A 24,455-nucleotide genomic window follows, 5' to 3' on the forward strand; every position below is an offset into this window, starting at 1 on the left:
TCGGGGCGAGTCAGGGGTGCCCGGGGTGGGCGATCCACGCCGGGCCGGCGTTCCGGTTCCTCGGTTCCGGGAAACCGGTGGCACGATGGGGGGCATGGCGGCTCCGCAGGTTGCACCGGTCGAGACGCCGGACACTGACGAGGTGCCGGCGTCCGACCGGCAGTGGGTGACGATCGTGTGGGACGACCCGGTCAATCTGATGACGTACGTGACCTGGGTCTTCCAGAAGCTTTTCGGCTACAGCCGGGAGAGGGCCGAGCAGCTGATGCTGGACGTGCACCACAAGGGCCGGGCCGTGGTCTCCACCGGTGCCCGGGAGCGGATGGAGCACGACGCGTCGCAGCTGCACGCGTACGGGCTGTGGGCGACGGTGGACAGATCATGAGCATGTTCCGTCGCCAGTCCGGCCGCTATGTCGCCACCTTCGCCGTCGACGAGGTTCGGGTGTTGCGCAAGGTGGCCTCCGAGGTGGTCGGCCTGCTGACCGATGGCTTCGACCACACCGACCCGGTCGTCGGTCGGCTCTTCCCGGCGGTCTATCCCAAGGACGCCCCAGGCACCGCCGAGTTCCGCCGCTACACCGAGGGCGACCTGAAGACCGCGAAGATCGATCAGGCCGGGGCGATCCTCGCCGCGCTTCCCGACGAGGCCGGCGGTGAGGTGCGGCTGGACGCCGAGGCGGCCGAGGCGTGGCTGCGGGCGTTGAACGACGCCCGGCTCGCGATGGGCGTCCGGCTGGAGATCAAGGACGGCACGGACCTGGGCGAAGAGCTGGACGACGCGGTCGCCGAGGATCCGGCCTCCAGCAGGGTGTTCCAACTGTCGGTCTACGCGTACCTCGGATATTTGCAGGAGTCGCTGCTCAACGCCTTGATCGACTAAGCGTGACCGGCACCACTTCGGCCCGTGCTCATCAGGCGTTAGGCTGGTGCTCGTGCTGAGCATCGACCGGTCGATCATCGACGCGATCGTCGCCCACGCGCGGCGGGACCACCCCGACGAGGCGTGCGGCGTCGTCGCTGGCCCCGTCGGCAGCGACACCCCCACCCGGCACATCCCGATGGACAATGCCGCGCGGTCGATGACCTTCTACGAGTTCGACTCGATGGAGCACCTGCGGGTGTGGCGGGAGATGGACGACCGGGACGAGGAGCCCGTGATCATCTACCACTCGCACACCGCCACCGAGGCATACCCGTCACGGACGGATGTCTCCTTCGCAGGCGAGCCGGGCGCGCACTACCTGCTCGTCTCGACCCGCGAGCCCGACTCGGAGGAGATCCGGTCCTTCCGGATCGTCGACGGTGTGGTGGCCGAGGAGCCGGTCCAGGTCGTGGAGGCGGGCGTCGACCCGCATGCGGTCCAGTCCTACATGTTCGGGCAGAGCCCGGCGACGGTCGACTACGAGTGTTCCGACCGCTGACCCGTCAGCGCCCGCACCCGTTCGTCCCGTCACCGTAGGCACACCCGATCGAGGAGCTCGACATCATGGCCATTGAGGTTCGCATCCCCACCATCCTGCGCAGCTACACCGGCGGCGCCAAGGTCGTCGACGGCAGCGGCGACACCCTTGCCGATCTGCTCACCGACCTGGACTCCCGCCACGGCGGTCTGCGCGGCCGGCTGATCACCGAGACCGGCACGTTGCACCGCTTCGTCAACGTCTACGTCAACGACGAGGACGTCCGCTTCCTCGGTGCGCTGGACGCCAAGCTCTCCGACGGCGACAGCGTGACCATCCTGCCGGCCGTGGCCGGCGGCGCGTTCGGCTTCGCCGCGGCTGCGGCGATCAGCTCGCACAGCGCCCGCTGAGGTCGTCCGCCATGGCGCGGTACGACAGTCTGCTGGACGCCTGCGGGGGTACGCCGCTCGTCGGCCTGCCCCGGCTCTCGCCGACGGTGCCCGACGGGGCGCCGCCGGTGCGGCTCTGGGCCAAGCTGGAGGATCGGAACCCGACCGGCAGCATCAAGGATCGCGCGGCGCTGTTCATGGTCCGTGCGGCGGAGGAGGCCGGCCGGCTCCGCACCGGTGACACCATCCTCGAACCGACCAGTGGCAACACCGGCATCTCGTTGGCGATGGTGGCCAAGCTGCGCGGTTACCGACTGGTCTGCGTGATGCCCGAGAACGTCTCCACGGAGCGGGTCCAACTGCTCCGGATGTACGGCGCCGAGATCATTTTCTCGCCGGCGGCGGGTGGTTCCAACCAGGCGGTCGCCACCGCCAAGCAGATCGCCGCCGAGCACCCCGACTGGGTGATGCTCTACCAGTACGGCAATGAGGCCAACGCCCGGGCGCACTACGAGACGACCGGGCCGGAACTGCTGCACGACCTGCCCACCATCACGCACTTCGTGGCTGGGCTGGGCACCACCGGCACGCTGATGGGCACCGGACGCTACCTGCGGGAGAAGGTCGACGGCATTCAGGTCGTGGCCGCCGAGCCGAGGTACGGCGAGGTGGTCTACGGCCTGCGCAACATCGACGAGGGGTACGTGCCGGAGTTGTACGACGCCTCGGTGCTCTCCCGGCGGTTCTCGGTCGGCACCCGGGACGCGGTGCTGCGTACCCGGCAGCTCGTGGAGGTGGAGGGCATCTTCGCCGGGTTCTCCACCGGGGCCATCCTGCACGCCGCGCTCGCGGTGGCGCACGAGGCGGTCCGCGACGGCCGGCGCGCCGACGTGGCTTTCGTGGTCTGCGACGGCGGATGGAAGTACCTGTCCACCGGCGCGTACGGGGGCACGCTGTCGGATGCCGAGGACGCCCTGGAGGGGCAGCTCTGGGCCTGACCGACGTGGTCTTCCCGGGCACGGGCCGCCGATCCGCGTCGGCGGCCCGTGCCTTGTCCACGGCACCGTGAGCAGGTGTCACGTTCGTGACAACTTCGGTTGGATCATTCTTGCTGCCGGGCACCCCGGCGTAGGCTGCGCAGCGTGACGCACGCGTCGGTAGAGATCATGGCTGGGACTGCGGCCGCCACGGATGCTACTGACAGTGACAGCGAGACAACTCGATGCGACTGACCGTCCTCGGCTGCGCCGGCAGCTTTCCCGGCCCGGAGTCACCGTGCTCGGCCTACCTTGTCGAGGCCGACGGTTTCCGGCTCCTGGTCGACTTCGGCTCCGGGTCGCTGTCCAGCCTCCAGCGATACGCCGGGCTGCACGCCCCGGACGCGATCCTGCTGACCCACCTGCACTGTGACCACATCCTCGACGCCGTGACGTATGTGGTGGTCCGCCGGTACGCCCCGGACGGCCCCTACCCGGCACTTCCGGTGTACGCGCCCTCCGGCGCACCGGACCGGCTCAGTGCCGCCTACGGCGACGAGGGCACCGTGGAGGACGTGTACCAGTTCTACGCCCTTCAGCCGGGCACCTTCCCGATCGGCCCGTTCACTGTCACCGTCGACCGGGTCAACCACCCGGTGGAGACGTACGGGGTGCGGCTGGAGCACGACGGTCGGTCCCTGTGCTACTCGTCGGACACGGCGTCCTGCGACGCGTTGCTGCGGCTGGCCCAGAACGCCGACGTCTTCCTCTGCGAGGCCAGCTATCTCGACGGGGTGGACAACCCACCGGATCTGCACCTGACCGGCCGGGAGGCCGGCGAGACGGCGACCAAGGCCGCGGTGGGTCGGCTGCTGCTCACCCACCTGGTCGCGGCCTGGGGCAGCGAGGCGCACACGTTGGAGTCGGCCGCCGCCGCGTACACCGGACCGATCGACGTGGTCCGGCCCGGCGCGAGTTACGACGTCTGACCTCCCGCGCCTTGCCGGGGACACCCCGGCGGAGGTGGAGGGTCGCACCGCATAGGGTGCAGGTATGGCGCGACCTGACGGGCGAGGGCCCTCTCAACTCCGACCGGTGACCCTGACCCGAGGCTGGAGCACCCATCCGGAGGGCTCGGTGCTCGTCGAGTTCGGCGGCACCCGGGTGCTCTGCACGGCGAGCGTCACCGAGGGGGTGCCCCGTTGGCGTAAGGGCTCCGGGCTCGGCTGGGTGACCGCCGAGTACGCGATGCTGCCGCGGGCCACCAACACCCGCTCCGACCGGGAGAGCGTCAAGGGCCGGGTCGGTGGTCGCACCCACGAGATCTCCCGGCTGATCGGCCGCAGCCTGCGGGCCAGCATCGACCTCAAGGCTCTCGGCGAGAACTCGATCGTGCTGGACTGCGACGTGCTCCAGGCCGACGGTGGCACCCGCACGGCGGCGATCACCGGCGCGTACGTCGCGCTGCACGACGCGGTGGGCTGGCTCGCCGCCCGGAAGTCGTTGGCGGGTAAGCCGGAGAAGGTGATGCACCGGTCGGTGGCCGCAGTCAGCGTGGGCATCATCGCCGGCGAGGCGCGGCTCGACCTCTGTTACGAGGAGGACGTCGCCGCCGAGGTGGACATGAACGTGGTGTGCACCGGCGCGGGCGACTTCGTCGAGGTGCAGGGCACCGGTGAGGCGGGCGTGTTCGCCCGCGACCAGCTCGACGCCCTGCTCGACCTGGCCGTCGCCGGCTGCGCCGAGTTGGCCGAAGCCCAGCGGAAGGCACTCGGGTGAGCGTGAGGAGTGAGCTTGCGAGCCCCGCAGTCGCGAACAAAGGTGTCTCAGCATGAACAAGGTCCTGCTCGCCACCCGTAACCGCAAGAAGCTGGTGGAGCTTCAGCGGATCCTGGACGGCGCGCTCGGCGCGCACCGGATCGCCCTGCTCGGGCTGGACGACGTCGAGCAGTACGCGGAGCTGCCGGAGACCGGTCTTACCTTCGGCGAGAACGCGCTGATCAAGGCGCGGGAGGGGTGCCGGCAGACCGGGCTCCCGACGATCGCCGACGACTCCGGCCTCGCGGTCGACGCGCTCAACGGGATGCCGGGGGTGTTCAGCGCCCGCTGGTCCGGCCGACACGGCGACGACCAGGCCAACCTTCAGCTGGTGCTGGACCAGATCGGCGACGTGCCCGACGAGCAGCGGGCGGCGTCGTTCGTCTGCACCGTGGCGTTGGTGCTGCCCGGCGGCAAGGAGCACCTGGTCGACGGCCGCCAGTCCGGGCGGGTGCTGCGCGCGCCGCGCGGCGACGGTGGGTTCGGCTACGACCCGATCTTCCTGGGCGACGGACAGGACCGGACCAACGCGGAGCTGACCCCGGCGGAGAAGGACGCCATCAGCCACCGCGGCAAGGCGCTGCGCGAGCTGGCCAAGCTGATCGCCAAGGTCCTGCCGCCGGCCGCCTGACCGGCGCTGGGTGCTGCCGCCCGCCAACTGACGGGCGTGAGGTTCTGCCGCCCGCCGCCTGACGGGCACCAGGTGCTGCCGTCCGCCGCCTGACCCGCGGCGGACGACAGCGACCCGGCGGAGGTCAGCCCAGCGGGCCGACCTCCCGTTCGATGGCGGCGCGCAACTCCGGCCCGGCGACGACGGCGCGGGCCGCCTCCATCACCGGGGCGAGGAACACGTCCGGGCCGGGCTCGCCAGCCGCCGGGCCGAGCGCCGCGACGGCCGCCCGCCCGGCCGCTGACGGCTCCAGCGGGGCGCGCAGTTGCAGACCGCGTACGCCGGCCAGCAGCTCCACCGCGAGCAGGCTGGTGAGATTGTCCAGCACGGTGCGCAGCTTCTTGGCCGCGGCCCAGCCCATCGAGACGTGGTCCTCCTGCATGCCGCTGGTGGGCAGGGAGTCCACCGAGGCGGGGGCGGCCAGCCGACGGTTCTCGGCGACGATCCCCGCCGCCGTGTACTGGGCGATCATCAGCCCGGAGTTGACCCCGGCGTCGGGGGAGAGGAACGCCGGCAGTTCCCGGGAACGGGTGACGTCGAGCAGCCGGTCCACCCGACGCTCGGCGATCGCGCCCACCTCGGCCGCGGCGATGGCCAGGAAGTCCGCGGCGAAGCCGAGCGGCGCGCCGTGGAAGTTACCTGTCGACTCGACCCGCCCGTCCGGCAGCACCACCGGGTTGTCCACAACGGACACCAGCTCCCGACCCGCGACTGTGCGGACGAAGTCCAGGGTGTCGCGGGCCGCGCCGGCCACCTGCGGGGCACACCTCATCGAGTACGCGTCCTGCACGGCGTGCGCCAGGTCGTCGCGGTGCGAGTCCATCACCCGGGAGTCCTGCAACAGCCGGTGGATGTTCGCCGCCGACGCGGCCTGGCCGGGGTGCGGCCGGATGGCGTGCAGCTCGGGCAGGAACGGTCGCTCGGAGCCGAGCATCGCCTCGATGGCCAGCGCGGCCGTCACGTCGGCCATGGCGAACAGGTGCGCCGCGTCGTGGATGGCCAGCAGCAGCATGCCGAGCATGCCGTCGGTGCCGTTGATCAGCGCCAGCCCCTCCTTGGCGGCCAGCTCGATCGGCTTGAGCCCGGCGGCGGTCAGCGCGTCGGCCGCGTCCTGCCGCTCGCCGGCCGGGCCGAGGACCCAGCCCTCACCGAGCAGCACCAGCGCGCAGTGCGCCAGCGGCGCCAGGTCACCGGAGGCGCCCAGCGAGCCGTGCTCCGGCACCCACGGGGTGATGTCGTGGTTGAGCAGGTCGATCAGGGCCTCGGCGACCAGCGGCCGGACCCCGGAGCGGCCGAGGGCGAGCGACCGGACCCGCAGCACCATCATGGCCCGGACCACCTCGCGCGGCATCGGGGCGCCCACCCCGGCGGCGTGCGACCGGATCAGCGCGTGTTGCAGCTCAGCCCGCCGCTCGGGGGCGATGAAGGTGTTGGCCAGCGCCCCGAACCCGGTGGAGACCCCGTAGACGGGACGGCCGGACGACTCGATGCCGTCCACGATGGCCCGACTGGTCGCCATCGCGTCGATGGCTGCCGGGTCGAGGACGATCGTGGCGCTGCCGCGGGCCACCGCGAGAACGTCGTCGGCGGAGATTCCGGTGGGTTGGATGGTCACGGTCGTCATGGCGTTACTCCGTTGCGCATTACCTGGCGGATCAGGGGGACACCGGGCCGGTAGGCCAGGTGCAGGTAGGACGGCGCGTCCAGGACCACGAGGTCGGCCCGCGCGCCGGGGGTGAGGACACCGATGTCGTCGCGGCGCAGCGCCCGCGCGCCACCGGCGGTCGCGGCCCAGACCGCCTCCGCCGGGGTCATCCGCATCTCGCGGACCGCCAGGGCCACACAGAACGCCATCGACGAGGTGTACGAGGAGCCGGGGTTGCAGTCCGTCGCCAGCGCCACGGTCACACCGGCGTCGAGCAGCCGGCGGGCGTCCGGGTAGGGCGAGCGGGTGGAGAACTCCGCGCCGGGAAGCAGGGTCGCGACGGTGCTGGTGTGCGGACCCTCATGGCACATGCAGTCGACCAGGGAGGACGCAAGCGCGTCGACATCGGCGTCGGACAGGTAGGTGCAGTGGTCCACGCTGGCCGCGCCCAGCTCCACGCCGAGCTGCACGCCCGGTCCGGGGCCGAGCTGGTTGGCGTGCACCCGCACACCGAGCCCGACGGCCTGACCGCAGGCCAGGATCGCCCGGGCGTGGTCCACGTCGAAGGCACCCCGCTCGCAGAACACGTCGATCCACTTGGCGTGCGGCGCGGCGGCGGCCAGCATCGGCCCGCAGACCAGCCCCACGTAGTCGTCGGGGCGGTCGGCGTACTCGGCGGGCACCACGTGCGCGCCGAGATAGGTGGTGTCCTCGGTGAACTCGGCGGCGATCCGCAACGAGCGGGCCTCGTCGGCGACGGTCAGCCCGTACCCACTCTTGATCTCCATGGTCGTGGTGCCCTGGCGCAGCGCCTCCCCGCGCAGCCGGCGCACGGTGGCCCGTAGCTCGTCGTCGGTGGCGGCCCGGGTCGCTCCGACAGTGGTCCGGATGCCGCCGCCGGTGTAGGGCTCACCGGCCATCCGCGCGGCGAACTCGGCGGCGCGATCCCCGGCGAAGACCAGGTGGGCGTGGCTGTCCACGAAGCCGGGCAGCACGGCCGCCCCGCCGGCGTCGAGTCGCCGGTCAGCCGCCGGCGCGTACGCGGACGGCCCGACCCAGACCACCCGGCCCTCCTCGACCAGCACTGCCGCGTCCCGGCGAATGCCCAGCGGGCCCTCACCGGCACCGTTGGTGACCAGCTCCCCGATGTTGTCGACCAGCATGCTGCTCATGAGGGCGTGACCGCCTCGATCGACGCCGACAGCTCGGCCGGCACGTCCACGCTCAGGTGCCGGCCGTCGGCCACCACCACCCGACCGTCGACGACGACCTGTTCGACGTCTGCCGCGGAGGCCGCGAAGAACACACCCACCGGCGGCACTCCGGCGGTGCGGGCGGTGTCCAGCCGTACCGTCACCAGGTCGGCGCGGGCGCCGACGGCGATCCTCCCGGCGTCGGCCCAGCCCAGCGCGGCGTGCCCGGTGGCGCTGGCCGCCGTCAGCAGGTCGACGGGCGCGAAGTGGCCGCGTCGGCGGGTCCGTAGGCGCTCGTCCAGCTCCACCGCCCGGGCCTCCTCGAACAGGTCGACCACCGCGTGACTGTCGCTGCCCAGGCTCAGCCGGATCCCGGCGTCGGCCATCAGGCGGGCCGGGCCGATGCCGTCGGAGAGGTCCCGTTCGGTGGTCGGGCAGAGGCACACCCCGGTCCGGCTGTCGCCGAGCAGCGTCAGGTCGGCGCTGGTCGGGTGGGTGGCGTGCACGGCGGTGGTGTCCGGCCCGAGCACACCGTGCTCGGCGAGCAGCGCGGTGGGCGAGCGCCCGTGCACGGCCCGGCACTCGTCGTTCTCGGCGGGCTGCTCGGAGAGGTGCACGTGCAGAGGTGCCCGCCGTTCCCGGGCCCAGTCGGCGACCGTTCGGAGCTGGTCGGCCGGGACGGCCCGCACCGAGTGCACGGCCGCGCCGACCCGGACGTGGGAGTCCGTCGGCTGGAACGCCGATGCCCGTTGCGCCCAGCGGGCCGCGTCGCCGTCACCGAACCGGCGCTGCGGGCCGGCGAGCGCCTGACCGTCCACGCTGGAGGTCAGGTAGCAGGTGTCCAGCAGGGTCAGCCGGATCCCGGCGTGCGCGGCGGCCTCGACCAGCGCAGCGCCCATCTCGTTCGGGTCGTCGTAGGCGCCGCCGTCGGGCCGGTGGTGCAGGTAGTGGAACTCGCCCACACAGGTGATTCCGGCCAGCGCCATCTCGGCGTAGACCGCACGGGCCAGGGCGAGGTAGGTGTCGGGGTCCAGGCGGTCCGCCACCGCGTACATCTGGTCCCGCCAGGTCCAGAAGTCGCCCCGGCCCCCGTGGGTACGCCCGCGCAGAGCCCGGTGGAAGGCGTGTGAGTGCACGTTGGACAGGCCGGGCAGGGTCAGGCCGGGCAGCGGCACCGCGTCGGCGTGCACCTCGACCCCGGCCGGTGGCTGACTCTCGGGCGTCAGTGGCGTCACTGCGCTGATCCGGCCGTCCTCGACCTCGATCAGCACGTCGGGCGTGGGTTCGGCGTGCTCGGGCAGCCAGGCGTACTCGGCGAGCCAGCGGGTCGGTGTCACCGGCATGTCAGCTCCTTCAACACCTGGGCCAGCGCCCGGACCCCGGCGGCACAGTCGTCGTCGGTGGCCGCCTCGGCGGGGGAGTGCGACACCCCGGTCGGGTTGCGCACGAAGAGCATCGCGGTGGGCAGGTGCCCGGCGAGCACACCGGCGTCGTGTCCCGCACCGGTGGGTAGCACCGGCGCGTCGAGCAGCGCGGCCAGCCGTTGCGCCAGCCCGCCGTCGAAGGCGACCAGCGGGGTCGCCGACTCCTCGGTGACCGTCACCGCCGTACCGTCGCGCCGCGCCCGCTCGGCGAGCTTGCCGCGTACCGCCTCGACCAGGCCGGCGAGGGTCTGCGGGTCGGCGGCCCGGGCGTCCAGCCAACCGGTCACCCTCGACGGGATGGCGTTGGTGGCGTTGGGTTCGACGGAGACCCGACCCACTGTGGCGTGCGCGCCCCGCAGCCGGGCCTCCTTGTTGGCCGCCAGCACCGTGAACGCGTACGTCAGCATCGGGTCGCGGCGGTCGGCCATCCGGGTGGTGCCCGCGTGGTTGCCCTCGCCGTCGACGTCGAAGCGCCACCGGCCGTGCGGCCAGATCGCGCTGGCCACCGCGACCGGCGCGTCGGTGTCGACGAGCGCGCGGCCCTGCTCGACGTGCAACTCCACGAAGGCGCCGAACCGGCCCAGCAGCTCCGGGCGGGCGCCCGCCGGTTTGTCGCCGAGCGCCTCGGCGAAACTCACCCCGGCCGCGTCGCGCAGGCCGGCCGCGCGCTCTGGCGGCAGCGCCCCGGTGAGCAGCCGCGACCCCAGGCACGGTACGCCGAAGCGCGCACCCTCCTCCTCCACGAACGCCGCCAGCACCAGCGGCCGGTCCGGGGTCACCCCGGCAGCGCGCAGCTCGTCCACGGCGAGGAACGCGCTGACGATGCCGAGCGGCCCGTCGTACGCCCCGCCGTGCGGCACCGAGTCGAAGTGGCTGCCGGTGAGCACGGCATCCTCGCCCTCCGGGTCACCCCAGTGGGCGAAGAGGTTGCCGTTGCCGTCCTCGGTGACCGGCATGGCACGTTGCTCAGCCTGTGCGCGGAACCAGCCGCGCAGCTCGATCTCCGGGGCGGTCAACGCGTACCGCAGGTAGCCGCCGCTGTCGGCGTCCCGCCCGACCGGCGCGATCTCGTCCCACAACTCCCGGAACCGGGCAGCAAGGTCGTCGCTCATGCCGGTCCGCCTTCCGTCATCGGCACACGGACGCCGGTGCGGTCGGCGACCTCGCGGGCGCTCTCGTAGCCGGCGTCGACGTGCCGGATGACGCCCATCGCCGGGTCGTTGGTGAGCACCCGCTCGATCTTCTGGCCGGCCAGGGCGGTGCCGTCGGCCACGCAGACCTGCCCGGCGTGGATCGACCGGCCGATGCCCACCCCACCGCCGTGGTGGATGGACACCCAGGAGGCGCCGCTGGCGGTGTTGACCATGGCGTTGAGCAGCGGCCAGTCGGCGATCGCGTCGGAGCCGTCGGCCATGCCCTCGGTCTCCCGGTACGGGCTGGCGACGCTGCCGGTGTCCAGGTGGTCCCGGCCGATCACGACCGGCGCGGAGAGCTCGCCGGAGGCGACCATGTCGTTGAACCGCACACCCGCCTTGTCCCGCTCGCCCTGACCGAGCCAGCAGATCCGGGCCGGCAGGCCCTGGAAGGCGACCCGCTCGCCGGCCAGCTTGATCCAACGGGCCAGCGACTCGTTCTCCGGGAACAGCTCCAGGATCGCCCGGTCGGTGGCCGCGATGTCGGCCGGGTCGCCGGAGAGCGCCGCCCACCGGAACGGCCCCTTGCCCTCACAGAACAACGGCCGGATGTACGCGGGCACGAAGCCCGGGAAGTCGAAGGCTCGCTGGTAGCCGGCAAGCTGCGCCTCGCCCCGGATCGAATTGCCGTAGTCGAACACCTCGGCGCCGGCGTCCAGGAAACCGACCATCGCCTCGACGTGCTTCGCCATCGACGCCCGGGCCCGGTCGGTGAACTCGGCCGGCTTCGCCGTGGCGTAGTCGCGGGCGTCGGCCAGCTCCACCCCCACCGGCAGGTACGCCAGCGGGTCGTGCGCGCTGGTCTGGTCGGTCACGATGTCGATCTCGACGCCACGGGTGAGCAGCTCCGGGAAGACCTCGGCGGCGTTGCCGACCACGCCGACGCTCAGTGCCCGGCGATCCCGCTTCGCGGCGAGGACCCGCGCGACCGCGTCGTCCAGGGAGTCGGCGACCTCGTCCAGGTAACGGTCGTGCACCCGACGGTCGAGCCGGGTGCGGTCCACGTCGACGATCAGGCAGACGCCGCCGTTCATGGTGACCGCGAGGGGCTGCGCGCCGCCCATCCCACCGCATCCGGCGGTCAGCGTCAGCGTCCCCGCGAGAGTGCTGTTGAACCGCTTGGCGGCCACCGCCGAGAACGTCTCGTAGGTGCCCTGGAGGATGCCCTGAGTGCCGATGTAGATCCACGAACCGGCGGTCATCTGCCCGTACATGGTCAGGCCCAGCTGCTCCAGCCGGCGGAACTCCGGCCAGGTCGCCCAGTCGCCCACCAGGTTCGAGTTGGCCAGCAGCACCCGGGGTGCCCACTCGTGCGTACGCATCACCCCGACCGGGCGACCCGACTGCACCAACATCGTCTCGTCCTCACGCAGGTCAGTCAGCGTGCGAACCAACGCGTGGTACGACGGCCAGTCCCGCGCCGCCTTGCCGGTGCCGCCGTAGACCACCAGATCGTCGGGGCGTTCGGCCACCTCGGGGTCGAGGTTGTTCATCAACATCCGCAGGGCGCCCTCCTGCTGCCACCCGCGGGTGGTGAGCTGGCTGCCCCGTGCGGCACGAATGGGCTGGGTCATCTCTGGTTCTCCTCCGGTCAACCGAGGAACAACTGTCGGCGGGCCGCGGAGGCTTCGAACGCCTCCAGTCGGCGCTGGGTGTCGGCCGGGGTGGCGTCGCAGATCGCCTGCAACAGCACCATGGCCAGGGTCATCGGTGCGGTGTGCAGATCGAACACGAGCTGCGCGCCGACAGCCGCGGCGAGCACCACGTCGGCGTGCTCGGTGGCCGGGCTGACCGGCGAGTCGGTGATCGCCACCACGGTCAGCCCGGCGGCGCGGGCGTCGCGCAGCGCGTCCAGGGTCTCCCGTGGGTAGCGGGGCAGCACGAAGGCGAGCACGGCGGACGCACCCGCCTCGGCCGCCTGCTCCAGCCGGTCGGTGAGCAGGCTGCCGCCGTCGTCGAGGACCCGTACGTCCGGGTGCACCTTCGCCGCGAAGTAGGCGAAGTACGCGGCCAGCGGCGCGGCGGCGCGCAGGCCGAGCACCGGCAGTGGGCGGCTCTCGGCGAGCAGCCGCCCGGTCTCGGCGATCCGGTCCCGGTCGGCGAGCTGAGCGGCCAGCCGGTCCAGGTTTCCCATCTCCGCGCGTACCGCCTGCTGGAGTTCGTTTCCACTGTCCGCCGATCCGGCCGGCGTTGCGATGGTGAGGTCGCGCAGCCGGCGGCGCAGCGCCGGGTAGCCGTCGTGGCCGAGCGCGACGGCGAACCGGGTGACCGACGGCTGACTTACCCCGGCCAACTCGGCGACCTCGGCGGCGGACAGGTACGCCACGGCGGGGGCGTGCTGCACGAGGCAGTGCGCGATGCGGCGCTGGGTGGGGGTGAGGCGCACCCCGTCGAACAGGTCGAGCACCTGCTCGACCGACGCCGCAGCCGCTTCTTCATTCACGCCGTGACTCTATGCATCAAAACTTTCAGTCGGCAAGGTTTGCCGCAACCGTCCGTTCTCCTGAGCTGTCGCACGGCCGACCGGCGGGACGCTGAGATGGCGTCGGCTCTGTAGGATCCGCTCGGCGCTTGAGCGGAGGAGTGGGATGCAGGCGGAGAGCCCATACAGGTACACCCATATGTTGGGCGCGTGTCAGGTTGGCAAGGCCTGGGCCGCGGTCGACGGGGAAGGCCAGTTCGCCACAGTGGCCGTCTTGGACGGGGTTGCCGCGTCCGACGAGCGCTGGCGGACGGCCTTTGCCGCGGCGGCCAACGCGCTGGCCCAGGCCGCCGGCGGCCACCCATACGCGGATGCCGACCTTTCCGCCGCCCACCCCTGGGTGGCCTACCGGGCCAACGAGGGGCACGCCCCGCAGCGGCTCTTCCAGAGCCTCGGTATGGACTACCAGCCGGTGCCCGACCTGCCGGTCTCGGCGCCGCCCTCCTCGGCGCCGCCGGTGTCCGGCGTGCCGCAGCAGGTCAGTGGGCCGCCGAAGTCGGTCTCCGGTGCGCCGGAGCTGGCAGCGCATCCGCCGCAGCTCCCCTGGGCGATGCACGCGAGCCCGGTCTCCGGGCAGCCGGTGTCCGCATCCCCACATCCCGTCTCCGGGGCGCCCACTTCACCCGTGGCCTCGCAGAGCGGGCCGCCCGTGGTCACCAGCACTCCTGCGCCGTTCCCGGCCCCGCACGACCCGTTCGGCGGTACGGCTCGTCGGATCGCGCCGGTGCGACGCGATCCGAAGCGGCCCAAGTGGATCCTGCCGGTAGGCGCGTTGGTGATCGCGTTGATTGCCGGAGCAGCGGGGTTCTTCGTCGGCAAGGCTGGCGCTGGCGGGGGAGACTCGCCGACACCATCGGCCAGTGCCTCCCTCTCGCCGTACGAGGCCACCCAGCTCTCCATCAACACCAGCACCTTCCAGGGCGAGCTGGCACCCTTGGCCAAGCCTTGGCTGAGCCGAATCGGCGGGTGTGTGTCGTACAACACTCCCGGTGCGCCGAAGTTGCCCTCGGACGAGAAGCAACACGTCTTCTGCGACCACAGCGGTGCGTGGTTGCACTTCGTGCTGTACCCGGGTGACACTCAGAAGTCCGCTGCGCGCAAGTTCCGGTTGGGGCTCAACTTCTCCGGCGCTTCGCTGGCACCAGGCATGCGTGAGGCGACCCGCACGACTGGCGGCGTGACCAACACGGCCGGCAGCTATCTTGAGTACGCCTTCGACGGCGGGGATGGAAAGCCGATCTGCGGTCTCTGGTGGGACCCGGACAACTCCAACGGCGCCTACTACGTCGAAACGCCCTGCGAGCAGGGCATCGCTGGCAACTGGGACGCTCTGCGGGATCTGTGGCGCCGCGGTAGCTGATCGTGGACAACAACAATCGGGGGATGCGTTCGTTGGCCGAAAAGGTCAAGGGCACGGGGGGCTTGGACCGCATTCTCGGCATCGGCCTGGGCGTGCTCGCCGTCGCGTTCCTGGTGGTCGGCAGGTGGGATCTGTCGGTCGGAGTCGCCGTCGGTGCCGTGCTCGGTTGGGTGCTGCTCGACGCTGTCCGGATCACCTGGGCGGTGTTCATCGTCGCCTTCGCGATCCCGGTCACCATCAACTTCGGCTACCCCACCAACCCGTCGTACACCCTGCTGCTGCTCCTGTTCGTCCTCGCGGTCTGGGGGCGCCTGCTGCGCGCCGAGCGCGACGGGTGGCGGCGGAACGTCATCCTGGCGGTGCTCGTCCTCCCGCTGTGTGGGCTGATCTCCGGTCTGGTGCACTGGCACGGGGTCAAGCCGATCGTCGTCGGTCTCGCCCCGCTCGCCTGTGTCGGTGTGCTCTGCTGGCATGTCATCGAGGAAGCCCGTCGCGATCGACAGCTGATCATCCGGATCGCCGAGTGGCTCACCTGGTTCAGCGTTCCCGTCGCCGCGTTCGCCAAGTATCAGACGATCACCCTGAGCTGGCCGATCTTCGACCAACTCGCCTACCACTGGACCTACACGTCGGCGTTCGACGCGACCCGCGCGGTGGGAATCTCGGGACATCCCATCATCTACGGCAGCTTCGCGATGGCGATGGCTCTCATCGCGCTGACCATCCGGGGAAAATACTGGTACGTCCCCGTCGTCGCGAACCTCGTGGGGCTGGTGCTCTCCGGCACCCGCAGCGCATGGGTGGGCATCGTACTCGCCCTCGCGCTCTGGCTGCTGTTGCAGTGGCGCACGATCTCCTGGCGCGGTGTAGGCAGCGCGATCCTCATCGCCGCGACGGCCCTGATGCTGGTGGCCGTCAAACCATCGGCCTTCTCGTTCATCACCACTGCCGCACCCGGGCCGACCTGGTTTCCCGGGTCGCCGACGACACCCACTCCCGCACCGGGCTCCGGCACGTCCCCCCCGGGCTCCTCCGGCCCCGCCAAGGGGCCTGCCGATCCCGCCGGCGCGGCAGAGTCGCGCATCTCCGACCCCCTGCAGTCGGCCAGCGCGAACGCGCGCTTCGCCCGAATCAGCGTGGTCTGGAACGGCATCACTAAGGACTGGTCGACAGTGGTGTTCGGCAACGGTCCCGAGTCAAATGTCCGTTACCTGGAGAGGGTCGCCATCGGTGATGGTGAGGCGCAGGTTTTCGACAACACCTACCTGACCTTCTGGTACAACTACGGGTTGCTCGGCCTGGCCGGCCTGTTGTCGCTGCTGACGATGCTCTGGTGGCGCCTGCGTTCGGTGACGACCCGCATCCTCCTGGTCGGGCTCGCGGCACAGATCTTCTTCTTCGACGCCTGGCTCTGGCTCGGAGCGGTTGCCGTGTTCGTCCTGGCGGTCGCGCTCGCCGGGGCGGACACGCCGCGGTCGACGGGGCAGCCAGCGGGCAATCCACCCCGGCCGCGGTCGGCTGAGGGACGGTCCCTGACGCGGTAGCCGCAGGGCGGCTTGGTCAGCCCTCGCTGATCAGCATGACCGGTTCGACTCCGTCGAAGGCCTGCTCGACGCGGTAGTCGGCGAGAACCGTCCGCCAGGCATTCGCCTCCTCGCCGATGACGTGTGAGCGGATAAGCCAGATCCGGGCGCCACCACGTCGTCCTGCCAGGGCCAGGGCCTGGGTGAGGCCGGCGCGGATCGCCTGCTCGTCGAGGTCCCGGACCACCACGACATCGGATCGGGTCGGCATGTCCACCCACCAACCGACGGTGTTGCCGTATCGCGCGACAATCTTGACCGGGTCGGGCTTGGAGTAGAAGGCGAAGCCGTACCAGGCCCCCGCGTTCACCACGACGACGTCGTTGCGGGACCGGTGCGTGGCCACGTACTCCGTCGACGAACGGATGTCGGTCACCGACATGGCGAGGTAGTAGAGCCCCGACTTGTTGCCGTCGAACCGGTACCAGCGTTCGTTGTGCACTCCGAACGTGGTCAGCATGACCGCGCAGATCGCCACGGTCGCCACGGTGGGCGGCAACTGGGGGACCCAGCGTCGTACCAGTGTAACCACACCGTGGGCAAGGCCGACGACGCCGATGCCGGCCACCGTGGCCGTCGTGACGAGCAGGAAGTGGGAGGTACGAAGCTCCAACAGCGGATAGGACCTGGCGACTCCCAGTGTTGTCACCGCCACGGGCAGCAGGACGACCGCGGTCGCGCAGGCGGGACGGCCCTGTCGGACGATGGTGACGACGCCGGCGACGAGCAGACCGCCGACGACAAGGGCGGGTGCGCCCAGCACCGGGGTCAGGGCGTCGATTTGCTGGCCGAGGTAACCGGGCAGCTCGGTGAGGCTGGGGAAACTGTCGGCCCAGAACCGCTGCATCGCGTCGTTCTTGCCCTGGGCGGAGATGCTGAAATAGATGATCACGATGATGGTGACCGTGCAGAGCCCTGCCGCGACCACCTCCCGCAGCCGGGCCCACTGCTGCCGCATCGCGGTGACCAGCAGCAACCCGCCGAACACACATGGGGCGGCGATCGCGGTCACGTGACTGAACAACATCCCCCCGGTGACCGCCGCCGTGATCACCCGGAGCCGTCTGCGCGACCAGGTGCGCTCGGCCCAGGCACCTAGCGCGAGCAGAGCCACGGTGACGGCGGCGTCGGCCGTGTACTGCTTGAGATCGTGGCGGATCTGCTGCGCAGGCAGGAGCAGCACCGCCGCCCCGGAGACGAACCCCGCGACGACCCTGAGGCGTTGCGTCGGCCAGTGCAGGGACCGACCGAGCACGTACGCGGCGACAACCGAGAGCCCATGGAACGCGATCGGCACCACCCGCAGGTAATCGGTGTCCGGCACCAGTTGCAGCAGGAAACTCCACCCGAGCGGGGTCGACGAGGTCGCCACCGGCAGATCGCTGAGCGGCAGCCGTACCGATAGCGCGACCCACGCCTCGTCGAGCCAGTACGACGCCGTGAGCGTGGTCCTGAGGTCGTGGATCACCGGGATCAGAGCCACCAGGACGGCCATCGCGATCCAGTCCGCCGGCTTGCCACGGCGCCTGGTCGCAGGCACCGCCGACGCGTCGGAACGGCTCACGTCCTCACGGACGAGTTGTACGACCACACCGATTCCCATCCCGAGTGCGGAACGACCATGCGTCATGCTCCAACCTGACGGCGTCGTCGGGAAGAGCGGAGCGTCATGTCGTCCCTAACCAGCCGTTGGTGCCACAGCAGATTCGCGGCCGGTTCCGGGGCTGCGGAAGCGATCGACTGGCGCGATGATGCTCCCGGGCGGTCCGTCACCGGTCGGGCTACCATCGTCGCGCGGTGTCGGCTGGTCTTCCGGCTCACGCAGCATGGCTGGCGTCCAGTTCTTCAGCCGCAACGCCGGCTCCTCGACGAGGTGCCAGGAGAGCAACGCGATTCCGAGAGTGACCATGGCGCTGACCAGGAAGAAGCCGGTGAGACCGATCGCCTGCACCCCGAGCGTGGCCATGACCTGTTGCACCACGAACGAGTAGATGTAAACCCCGTACGAGTAGTCGTTGCGATTTCCGACCCGGTGCAGCGCCTTTGGCAGCCGCACGGCGAGCCAGAGGATGGCGTACGCATAGGCGACCAGCCCCGGGCCGAAGAAGTGCCCGCTGACGGCGGAACACCCGAAGACGACGAGGGCGAGCACCCCCAGCAGATCGTTGATCGGCAGACGGTCGCTGTACAGCTCAGCTACCCCGCCGAGGAGGAACATGAAGCCGAACCAGAGCAGGTCGGTCTTCTGGAGCGCGCCGAGCAGCGGTAGGGGGCCGATCGTCCCCGTCGCCCAGATGCCCTGCCCGTCGCTGAGCCCCTGCCCGTTGGTGCCGTGCAGGACGTAGTTCCAGCAGATCACCCCGTAGACGGCGAACGCGGCGAGCAGCACGAGCCAGCGCAACTGCCGGCGCAGGAAGGTGAGCGCCGCCAGCACGGCGACCAGCAAATAACAGACGATCTCGTAACCGAGGGTCCACAGTGACCCATTGATCGTGTTGCCACCCTGCCACCGCCAGTACGGCGTGTCGCCCTGCAACAGGTCGGCGATACCGAACTGGCGGAGGCCACCCCACCAGTTCTGCCGCAGGTATTCGAGCACGCCACCGGGGCTCCGCCACAGTCCGTCGAGCGTGCCGTGCCGATCGAGGTGGAGCAGGGGTGCGACGACCAGGCCCGTCACCAGCAGGCAGATCCACAGGCCGGGCCAGATCCGCAGAGCCCGGTGCCACAGGAAGCGGGGCACCGAGCTGCGTCGAGCGGAACGGACGATCAGGAACCCGGAGATCGTGAAGAATCCGGCTACCGCCACGTCGCCCAGGTCGACCTGTCGGAAGAGCGGCCGCCCGAAGCCGAGCGCGGCCGCGTGCGAGAGCACCACGGCGAGTGCGAACGCGAGCCGCAGGGCCCCGAAACTGTTCGCACGTCCACGATACGCCTCGGCCAATGGCTGCGACATGGTCGTTCGTCGCATCACCCGCTGGCGAAGGGAGAACGCGGACACTAGCTGGACGCTGCCGGCCAAGCTGGCGTCGGTACGGACCCACCCGTGCCCCGTTGCGCTGGCACCGGCGAACCGATCAGGCGGGCCGCATGCGGGTTACGCCGAGCCGCGGTCGGCAACCCGATCAGGAACTCCGGGAACATCCCGAAGAAGGTCCTCGCGCTCTGCAGTTCCAGGGTGTGCGCGCGGGACCACTGGAACGAGTTGGTCGCGCGGGCCCAGTGGTGGGTCCAGCGGACGTCGCCGAGCAGGGCGACCGGCATGCCGTGCCGCCACGCCCGGAGCCCCAGCTCGTGATCCTCGTAGTAGAGGAAGAACTTGTCGTTCCAGCCACCCATCGCGATGAAGTCCGCGGTGCGAGCGGCCACCGCCGCACCCATGACCCACGCCACGTAGACGGCCTCGCCGTCGTTCGCCACCACCCGGTAGTTCGCGTGCATCCGGGACAGCGGCCAGATCTTCCGGTTACCCAGCTTCGCCGTGGCGTAAGGAAAACCGCGGCCGTTGGGCTGGGGCGTGCCGTCAGTCGCGAGCAGCTGAGGCGCGACCAGACCACCGTGCACGTCGAGGTGGCGCTGCATGGTTGCGAACCCGTCCGGCCCGATCTCGAGGTCCGGGTTGGCGAACAGCACGTACTCGCTCGCCGTCTGCCGTACGCCAACGTTGTTGGCCTTGGAGAAGCCCACGTTCTCCGGCAACCGGATGACCCGGGCACCCAGCTCCTCCGCCACGGCGGCCGAGTCGTCGGCGGAGTTGTTGTCGACGACGATCCACTCATAGGGCTTGTGGACACCGCTCCAGCACCGCCGGAGCGTGTCCGCAGAGTTGTAGGTGACCGTTACGACACTCCACGGGTGTCCTGACATCACGCGCTCCGAACTCTCAGATAGCTGATCAGGGTTGCAAAGCCGAATCGCTTGCCCTTCCACTGCCGGCGGGCCGCAGGCCCCTCCAGCAGGCCACGCCCCACGCCGCGCAGGAAGGGGCGGAGCAGGCCCTGACGGGCACGTCGGGCGGCCAGCGCCACGTGCGCCAGGGCGAGGACCGGTATCGCGACGAGCATCAGCGGCCAGGTGAAGGTCCGCGCGGCGACCAGGAGGCGATTGCGGGCCAGCAGGAACGCCCGGAATCCCTGGAGCTTGTTGTCGCCTTCGACGCTGTGGCCACCGGCGTGCGGGAGCATGAAGTCCAGCCGCCGGGTCCGCAGGCCCGCCGCGTAGAGGCGGAACGCCAGGTCGGCATCCTCACCCCAGGCGAACAGGTGCTCGTAGAACCCGCCGAAGCGGTGGAAGAGGGCGGTGGGGAAGACAGCCGCCCCACCGGACGGACCGAGTGGTCCGCGCGGCACCGTCACCGACCGGTCGATGAAGAGCGAGACCGGGTGCAGATCGATGCCGACGTACTCGCCCCCGTGCATCGCGAGACCCACGGCGATCGGGCTGTCCGGGTCCGCCGCGATGGCGGCGAAAAGGCGGGCCAGCGCGTCCTCCGGCAACCAGACGTCCGGGTTCAGCAGTAGGACGTGGCTCGTCCGCACCGCGGCGACGGCTCGGTTGCAGCCGGCGGCGAAGCCAGGGTTCGACGAGTCGGGGAGATACTCGTACCGGTCGTCGTCCAGACAGTCGGCGATGACCTTCGCGCTCTCGTCCTCCGGCCAGTTGTCGGCGAAGATGAATCTCACCGGTAGCCCGTCGGCGGCGCGTACCCAGGTGGGGAGCGTCTCGGCGAGCATGTCGCTGGACCGGTAGAGAACCGTGACGAGCGTCAACGTCTCTGTCACGCGGACACCTCCCTCACTGTTTGCGGATCACGTGCGGACAACCGGTCGGGCGACGGCATCCCCGTCACAGGAGGGACCTGTACAGGCTCTGCCACCGCTGGACGCACCGGTCGAAGGCGTACTCCTGGGCGTACCACTCGGCCACCCGCTGGGCCTCGTCGACGGCTCGGCGGCCGACGGCCTGCCGGATGGCGTCGGCGAGCGCGGCCGGCGCCAGGTCCGCCTGGAACGCCAGGGTGCCCGTCGCATGCCGGGTGACCTCGGCGAGGCCGCCGGCGCCGGTGTGCACCACGGGTACGCCGAGCGACAACGCCTCCAGCGCGCTGAGCCCGAACGACTCGACCCGGGACGGCACCACGAGGCAGTCGATCCCCTGGAGGAAGTCCGCTGCGACGACCCGGCCGACGAGGTCGAGGTTCGGCTGGGGGGCGATCGGCAGCGTGCCTGCGCCAGCGACCTTGAAGTCCAACTCGGGGAGGAGAGCGGCGATCTCGGACAGGAGATCGACCCCCTTCTCCTTCTCCAGCCGGCCGAGATAGCCGACCACCGGCCGGCGACCCGGCTGTGGGGTGTGCGGCTTCGGGCTGGGCCACGTGACGGGCAGCGGGTTGGGGATCAGGTGGATGTTCTTGACACCGCCACGCTCGCGCAGTTCGGCGGCCTCAAACTCGGACACCGCCACCGTCGCGTGTGGACGGGCGCGACGCATGGCCAGGTCCAGCGTGATGTTGGACTGGATGAGCGCCTTCTGCTGGAACGACCCGGCCGTGTCCCGGTACTGCCAGAGACTGTTGTGCAGGGTGACGACGAGTGGGGTCCGCCTGCGTTCCATGCTCAGCGCTGCCCGGGAGTGCATCGCCGCCGACAGCAGATGAGCACAGACCACGTCCGGCTGGACCTCGTTGACGAGGCGGCGGATCTCCCGAGCGTAGCCGAGATCGACCCGGCTGGTCGCGCTGAGCCCGATCCACGGCACCCCGGCCTCACGCAGCGCGTAGCCCACCTCGTCGTCCGAGGTGGCGGCGATGACGTCGAGGCCGGTACGTGCGTGAGCCGGGATGATCTCCGTCAGGATGCGCTCGGCGCCACCGAGCTGCCGCCGGCCCGAGCCGCCCGTCGTGCAGACGAACAACACCTTCATCAGGCACGCAGTCCCTCGACGGCGCCACGCGCGATGGCGCGGCGGACCGGGTTTCCTCCCACCGCAGCGCGCAGCAGCACCCCGCCCACGTACGCGGTCGTGGCGATGCGGCCGCGCCGGCCGCCCATGGTCCGGCTCGCCCGGATGAACTCCCGGGTGCGGCGCTGGGAGATCTCCTCCTCGGACCAGCGCCGCTTCGCGGTCGCGTCGTCCTCGTGCATGATCACGGCCTCCGGGACGTACGCCAGTCGCAGGCCCTGCTGACGGACGGCCCAGCACAGCCGCATGTCCTCGGAGTAGAAGAACGAGGTCTCGTCGACGCCGCCGATGGCGTCGAAGGTGCTCCGGCGCATGGCGACGAAGGGCCCGGTCAGCCAGTCCGCCTTCTCCGGTGGCGCGACGATCCGCAGGTTCGGCAGCACGAGGCTCAGCCCGGTGGCGTGGGCGAAACCGACGCCCAGGCCCAGGAACCGCCCACCCTCGGTCTGCGACACCCCGGAAGGCGTGACGACGCCCGGGAAGGCCGCGCCCACCTTCGGGTCCTGCAGGGCGGCCAGCAGCCGGGCCACGGCGTCGGCGTGCACGATGATGTCGTTGTTGGAGAGGATCACGTTCGACCGGCTCGTGTGGCGCACGCCGAGGTTCATTCCTCGCGCGTATCCCAGGTTGGAGCCGGACTGGACGTACTGGACGCCCTGCTGGGCGCAGAACTCGCTGAGCGACTCCTGGATGTGCAGTGAGCTGCCGTTGTCGACGACAACGATCTCCGCCTCCGACGGCAGCGACAGGACACAGGCGCGGGTGCGCTCAAAGTCCTCCCACGCGAGGACAACAATCGAGACATCCATGTCAAACCGTCCCATGATTCGGCGACTGCGCTCGTCGCAGGCTCGCTCTGGAGGCGAAGGCGTGTACGACGTAGGCGAGCGTCGAGGCGATCGCCGCCCCGAACACACCCGCCCACGGGATGATCGCAAAGTACGCGGGGATCGCGAACGCCAAGGTGATCATGGCGACCACAGTCGTCGCCCGCTCGCCCCGCCTCTTCAGCAGCAGGGCGCTCCAGCTCTTGCCGGCGGCGGTGGCCAGCGAACCGGGCAGGAGGACAAGGCCGAGGATCCAGGCGTGCCGGTACTCGGGTTGGAGGTAACCGAGCACGCCGAGCCCGAGGACGGCCGCCAGGGCGACCGGCAGGGCCGCGGTGACCACGGCTCGGGTGGGGTCGGGCCCATCCGTGCCATCCCGGCTGGCCAGGATTCGCTGCGCCCGTACGACGGCACCGGCCTGCGCGAACTCCAGTGCGGCGACCGCCAGGGCGTACACGCCGAGTGGGCCGGCCCCGACGAACCGGGCCACCAGGATCTGGTTGAACCGGAGCGTCATCATCTGGGCGAAGATCCCGAGATGGAGGTTGCCGACGGCGGCCAGGTCGGCGCGGTAGTCCACCCCGGTCGCCTGCGCCCGTGGCGCGCGCCCGATCCGCCGGAGCATCCCCAGCACCAGGCCGCACACCGCCAGCGCGCTGACCCACTGGACGACCAGCCAGACCATGCTCCACAGGCCGCCGTCGAGGTAGCCGGCGAAGTACAGCCCGACGTAACCACCGACCAGGACCGCGCCGCTCGCCGCCCGCAGCGAGTAGACGGCCATGAAGCCCTTCTGCCGCAGCGCGATCGACGAGACCGTGTTGAAGATCGTCAGACCTGCGGCCGACCCCACGCCGACCAGGTAACTGCCGATCCCGGCGACCGCGGTGAGTACGGCTGCGGCGACGACGGAGAGCAGGATCGAGGACGCCAGCATCGCAAGGACCCAGGGACGCCCCCGGGAGAAGACCCAGCCGCCCGGCCTGGACAGCAGGAACGTGTCCAGGGACAGACCACCGACGGCCGCGCCCAGTGTCGCGCTCACCATGTTCGCGGAGAGTTCACCGCGCTCCGCCGGCGGCAGCGCCACCGACAGGACCGCCGCCAGGCCGGTCAGACCGAGCGCTCCGATGTACAGCCGCTCGGGTGCGATCAGTCGCCGGATCAGGCCCGCTATGCGGCGGCCGGGCGGTGGTGTGGTGTCCGGACCCGGCGATGGCCGAGCAGCATTGACCAGCGACACGCCGTTTCTCGCCCCCGTTTTTCGACACGTGCAACACGACGAGTCGTACGTCGCTGGCACTTTCTACCGGAACGCTGTTGCACCTGCAATCGTCCGGGCGGCCCTAACCGGCAGTGCCAGAACACGTGCCGCCGCCGCCGAACGGTCGGCGTAGACTTCCCGACCCGTGAGGATCCTCGTCACCGGCGGAGCCGGATTCATCGGGTCGGAGTACGTTCGCCTGCTGCTGGGCAAGCCCCTCGGCAGTGCCGACGGCGTGCCGCCGCTCGAGCCGGCGGTCGTGACCGT

The 24,455-nt window shown here is 70.8% G+C and carries 23 protein-coding genes and 1 pseudogene; 11 read left to right on the top strand and 13 right to left on the bottom strand.

Going from position 1 to position 24,455, the window contains the following annotated elements; genetic code table 11:
* Positions 1-94 precede the first annotated feature (94 nt).
* The 8 genes from clpS (at position 95) to rdgB (ending at position 5,217) form a co-directional block, all read left to right on the top strand.
* Complete coding sequence (gene clpS, locus KBX34_RS26810; protein ID WP_088946433.1) at positions 95-385, top strand: ATP-dependent Clp protease adapter ClpS; 291 nt, start codon at positions 95-97, stop codon at positions 383-385.
* Positions 382-882 carry a DUF2017 domain-containing protein gene (locus KBX34_RS26815; protein WP_088946434.1) on the top strand — a complete coding sequence of 167 codons (501 nt, stop codon included), beginning with the start codon at positions 382-384 and terminating at the stop codon, positions 880-882. The genes clpS and KBX34_RS26815 overlap by 4 nt, the downstream gene beginning before the upstream one ends.
* Before the next feature lie 52 nt (positions 883-934).
* On the top strand, positions 935-1,423 hold the full coding sequence (locus KBX34_RS26820; RefSeq protein ID WP_088951494.1) for a Mov34/MPN/PAD-1 family protein: 489 nt from the start codon (positions 935-937) through the stop codon (positions 1,421-1,423).
* Between the two features lie 65 nt (positions 1,424-1,488).
* Positions 1,489-1,812, top strand: a complete 324-nt coding sequence (locus KBX34_RS26825) for a MoaD family protein (RefSeq protein ID WP_210794543.1) — start codon at positions 1,489-1,491, stop codon at positions 1,810-1,812.
* An 11-nt stretch (positions 1,813-1,823) separates the two neighbouring features.
* Positions 1,824-2,789: a PLP-dependent cysteine synthase family protein gene (locus tag KBX34_RS26830; protein WP_210927682.1), complete on the top strand. Its 966-nt coding sequence runs from the start codon at positions 1,824-1,826 to the stop codon at positions 2,787-2,789.
* Positions 2,790-3,013: 224 nt separating this feature from the next.
* Entirely contained in the window at positions 3,014-3,757 is a 744-nt protein-coding gene (locus KBX34_RS26835) for an MBL fold metallo-hydrolase (protein WP_088946437.1), read from the top strand.
* Positions 3,758-3,821: 64 nt separating this feature from the next.
* Complete coding sequence (rph, locus tag KBX34_RS26840; RefSeq protein WP_088946438.1) at positions 3,822-4,547, top strand: ribonuclease PH; 726 nt, start codon at positions 3,822-3,824, stop codon at positions 4,545-4,547.
* A gap of 52 nt (positions 4,548-4,599) precedes the next feature.
* Positions 4,600-5,217 carry an RdgB/HAM1 family non-canonical purine NTP pyrophosphatase gene (rdgB, locus tag KBX34_RS26845; protein WP_099850934.1) on the top strand — a complete coding sequence of 206 codons (618 nt, stop codon included), beginning with the start codon at positions 4,600-4,602 and terminating at the stop codon, positions 5,215-5,217.
* A 124-nt stretch (positions 5,218-5,341) separates the two neighbouring features.
* Here rdgB and hutH read toward each other — a convergent pair whose 3' ends face one another.
* The 6 genes from hutH to KBX34_RS26875 are packed head-to-tail and all read right to left on the bottom strand — an operon-like array spanning position 5,342 to position 13,154.
* A complete protein-coding gene (gene hutH / locus KBX34_RS26850; RefSeq protein WP_210927685.1) occupies positions 5,342-6,880 on the bottom strand; it encodes a histidine ammonia-lyase in 1,539 nt (512 codons plus the stop codon).
* Entirely contained in the window at positions 6,877-8,073 is a 1,197-nt protein-coding gene (gene hutI / locus KBX34_RS26855; RefSeq protein WP_088946441.1) for an imidazolonepropionase, read from the bottom strand. The genes hutH and hutI overlap by 4 nt, the downstream gene beginning before the upstream one ends.
* Entirely contained in the window at positions 8,070-9,437 is a 1,368-nt protein-coding gene (locus tag KBX34_RS26860; RefSeq protein WP_210927687.1) for a formimidoylglutamate deiminase, read from the bottom strand. The genes hutI and KBX34_RS26860 overlap by 4 nt, the downstream gene beginning before the upstream one ends.
* Positions 9,428-10,630, bottom strand: a complete 1,203-nt coding sequence (locus tag KBX34_RS26865) for an allantoate amidohydrolase (RefSeq protein WP_210927689.1) — start codon at positions 10,628-10,630, stop codon at positions 9,428-9,430. The genes KBX34_RS26860 and KBX34_RS26865 overlap by 10 nt, the downstream gene beginning before the upstream one ends.
* Positions 10,627-12,285 (bottom strand): urocanate hydratase, encoded by a 1,659-nt coding sequence (gene hutU, locus KBX34_RS26870; RefSeq protein WP_210927691.1) that lies wholly within the window; start codon positions 12,283-12,285, stop codon positions 10,627-10,629. Before hutU ends, KBX34_RS26865 begins: the two co-directional genes overlap by 4 nt.
* Positions 12,286-12,302: 17 nt before the next feature.
* A complete protein-coding gene (locus tag KBX34_RS26875; protein ID WP_210794534.1) occupies positions 12,303-13,154 on the bottom strand; it encodes a MurR/RpiR family transcriptional regulator in 852 nt (283 codons plus the stop codon).
* A gap of 244 nt (positions 13,155-13,398) precedes the next feature.
* Here KBX34_RS26875 and KBX34_RS26880 point away from each other — a divergent pair, with 244 nt between their 5' ends.
* Positions 13,399-14,553, top strand: a complete 1,155-nt coding sequence (locus KBX34_RS26880; RefSeq protein ID WP_307871507.1) for a hypothetical protein — start codon at positions 13,399-13,401, stop codon at positions 14,551-14,553.
* Between the two features lie 23 nt (positions 14,554-14,576).
* Positions 14,577-16,097: an O-antigen ligase family protein gene (locus tag KBX34_RS26885; protein WP_210794531.1), complete on the top strand. Its 1,521-nt coding sequence runs from the start codon at positions 14,577-14,579 to the stop codon at positions 16,095-16,097.
* Between the two features lie 16 nt (positions 16,098-16,113).
* Here KBX34_RS26885 and KBX34_RS26890 read toward each other — a convergent pair whose 3' ends face one another.
* From KBX34_RS26890 to KBX34_RS26920, 7 genes are all read right to left on the bottom strand, one after another.
* A complete protein-coding gene (locus KBX34_RS26890) occupies positions 16,114-17,766 on the bottom strand; it encodes a hypothetical protein (RefSeq protein ID WP_210794529.1) in 1,653 nt (550 codons plus the stop codon).
* 48 nt (positions 17,767-17,814) lie between these two features.
* Positions 17,815-19,092, bottom strand: coding sequence for an acyltransferase (locus tag KBX34_RS26895; RefSeq protein ID WP_210927692.1), 1,278 nt, complete (start codon positions 19,090-19,092; stop codon positions 17,815-17,817).
* A 44-nt stretch (positions 19,093-19,136) separates the two neighbouring features.
* Positions 19,137-20,003: a glycosyltransferase gene (locus KBX34_RS26900; RefSeq protein WP_210794526.1), complete on the bottom strand. Its 867-nt coding sequence runs from the start codon at positions 20,001-20,003 to the stop codon at positions 19,137-19,139.
* Entirely contained in the window at positions 20,003-20,917 is a 915-nt protein-coding gene (locus tag KBX34_RS26905) for a glycosyltransferase (protein WP_307871505.1), read from the bottom strand. Before KBX34_RS26905 ends, KBX34_RS26900 begins: the two co-directional genes overlap by 1 nt.
* Positions 20,918-20,981: 64 nt before the next feature.
* A complete protein-coding gene (locus KBX34_RS26910; RefSeq protein ID WP_210794524.1) occupies positions 20,982-22,058 on the bottom strand; it encodes a glycosyltransferase family 4 protein in 1,077 nt (358 codons plus the stop codon).
* A complete protein-coding gene (locus tag KBX34_RS26915; protein WP_210794522.1) occupies positions 22,058-22,906 on the bottom strand; it encodes a glycosyltransferase in 849 nt (282 codons plus the stop codon). Before KBX34_RS26915 ends, KBX34_RS26910 begins: the two co-directional genes overlap by 1 nt.
* A 1-nt stretch (position 22,907) precedes the next feature.
* A complete protein-coding gene (locus tag KBX34_RS26920; RefSeq protein WP_307871506.1) occupies positions 22,908-24,167 on the bottom strand; it encodes a hypothetical protein in 1,260 nt (419 codons plus the stop codon).
* A gap of 166 nt (positions 24,168-24,333) precedes the next feature.
* Between KBX34_RS26920 and KBX34_RS34470 the strand changes: the two are divergent.
* Positions 24,334-24,455: pseudogene (locus tag KBX34_RS34470) on the top strand (dTDP-glucose 4,6-dehydratase); the annotation flags it as partial.

It is taken from the genome of Micromonospora sp. M61 (assembly GCF_018070245.1).
GTDB lineage: Bacteria > Actinomycetota > Actinomycetes > Mycobacteriales > Micromonosporaceae > Micromonospora > Micromonospora zamorensis.

Excerpts from the sequence above, each read along its gene's own strand:
- clpS (WP_088946433.1), top strand. The coding sequence starts at position 95 with ATGGCGGCTCCGCAGGTTGCACCGGTCGAGACGCCGGACACTGACGAG.
- KBX34_RS26815 (WP_088946434.1), top strand. The coding sequence starts at position 382 with ATGAGCATGTTCCGTCGCCAGTCCGGCCGCTATGTCGCCACCTTCGCC.
- KBX34_RS26825 (WP_210794543.1), top strand. The coding sequence starts at position 1,489 with ATGGCCATTGAGGTTCGCATCCCCACCATCCTGCGCAGCTACACCGGC.
- KBX34_RS26830 (WP_210927682.1), top strand. The coding sequence starts at position 1,824 with ATGGCGCGGTACGACAGTCTGCTGGACGCCTGCGGGGGTACGCCGCTC.
- KBX34_RS26835 (WP_088946437.1), top strand. The coding sequence starts at position 3,014 with ATGCGACTGACCGTCCTCGGCTGCGCCGGCAGCTTTCCCGGCCCGGAG.
- rph (WP_088946438.1), top strand. The coding sequence starts at position 3,822 with ATGGCGCGACCTGACGGGCGAGGGCCCTCTCAACTCCGACCGGTGACC.
- rdgB (WP_099850934.1), top strand. The coding sequence starts at position 4,600 with ATGAACAAGGTCCTGCTCGCCACCCGTAACCGCAAGAAGCTGGTGGAG.
- hutH (WP_210927685.1), bottom strand. The coding sequence starts at position 6,880 with ATGACGACCGTGACCATCCAACCCACCGGAATCTCCGCCGACGACGTT.
- hutI (WP_088946441.1), bottom strand. The coding sequence starts at position 8,073 with ATGAGCAGCATGCTGGTCGACAACATCGGGGAGCTGGTCACCAACGGT.
- KBX34_RS26860 (WP_210927687.1), bottom strand. The coding sequence starts at position 9,437 with ATGCCGGTGACACCGACCCGCTGGCTCGCCGAGTACGCCTGGCTGCCC.
- KBX34_RS26865 (WP_210927689.1), bottom strand. The coding sequence starts at position 10,630 with ATGAGCGACGACCTTGCTGCCCGGTTCCGGGAGTTGTGGGACGAGATC.
- hutU (WP_210927691.1), bottom strand. The coding sequence starts at position 12,285 with ATGACCCAGCCCATTCGTGCCGCACGGGGCAGCCAGCTCACCACCCGC.
- KBX34_RS26885 (WP_210794531.1), top strand. The coding sequence starts at position 14,577 with ATGCGTTCGTTGGCCGAAAAGGTCAAGGGCACGGGGGGCTTGGACCGC.
- KBX34_RS26890 (WP_210794529.1), bottom strand. The coding sequence starts at position 17,766 with ATGACGCATGGTCGTTCCGCACTCGGGATGGGAATCGGTGTGGTCGTA.
- KBX34_RS26895 (WP_210927692.1), bottom strand. The coding sequence starts at position 19,092 with ATGTCGCAGCCATTGGCCGAGGCGTATCGTGGACGTGCGAACAGTTTC.
- KBX34_RS26900 (WP_210794526.1), bottom strand. The coding sequence starts at position 20,003 with ATGTCAGGACACCCGTGGAGTGTCGTAACGGTCACCTACAACTCTGCG.
- KBX34_RS26910 (WP_210794524.1), bottom strand. The coding sequence starts at position 22,058 with ATGAAGGTGTTGTTCGTCTGCACGACGGGCGGCTCGGGCCGGCGGCAG.
- KBX34_RS26915 (WP_210794522.1), bottom strand. The coding sequence starts at position 22,906 with ATGGATGTCTCGATTGTTGTCCTCGCGTGGGAGGACTTTGAGCGCACC.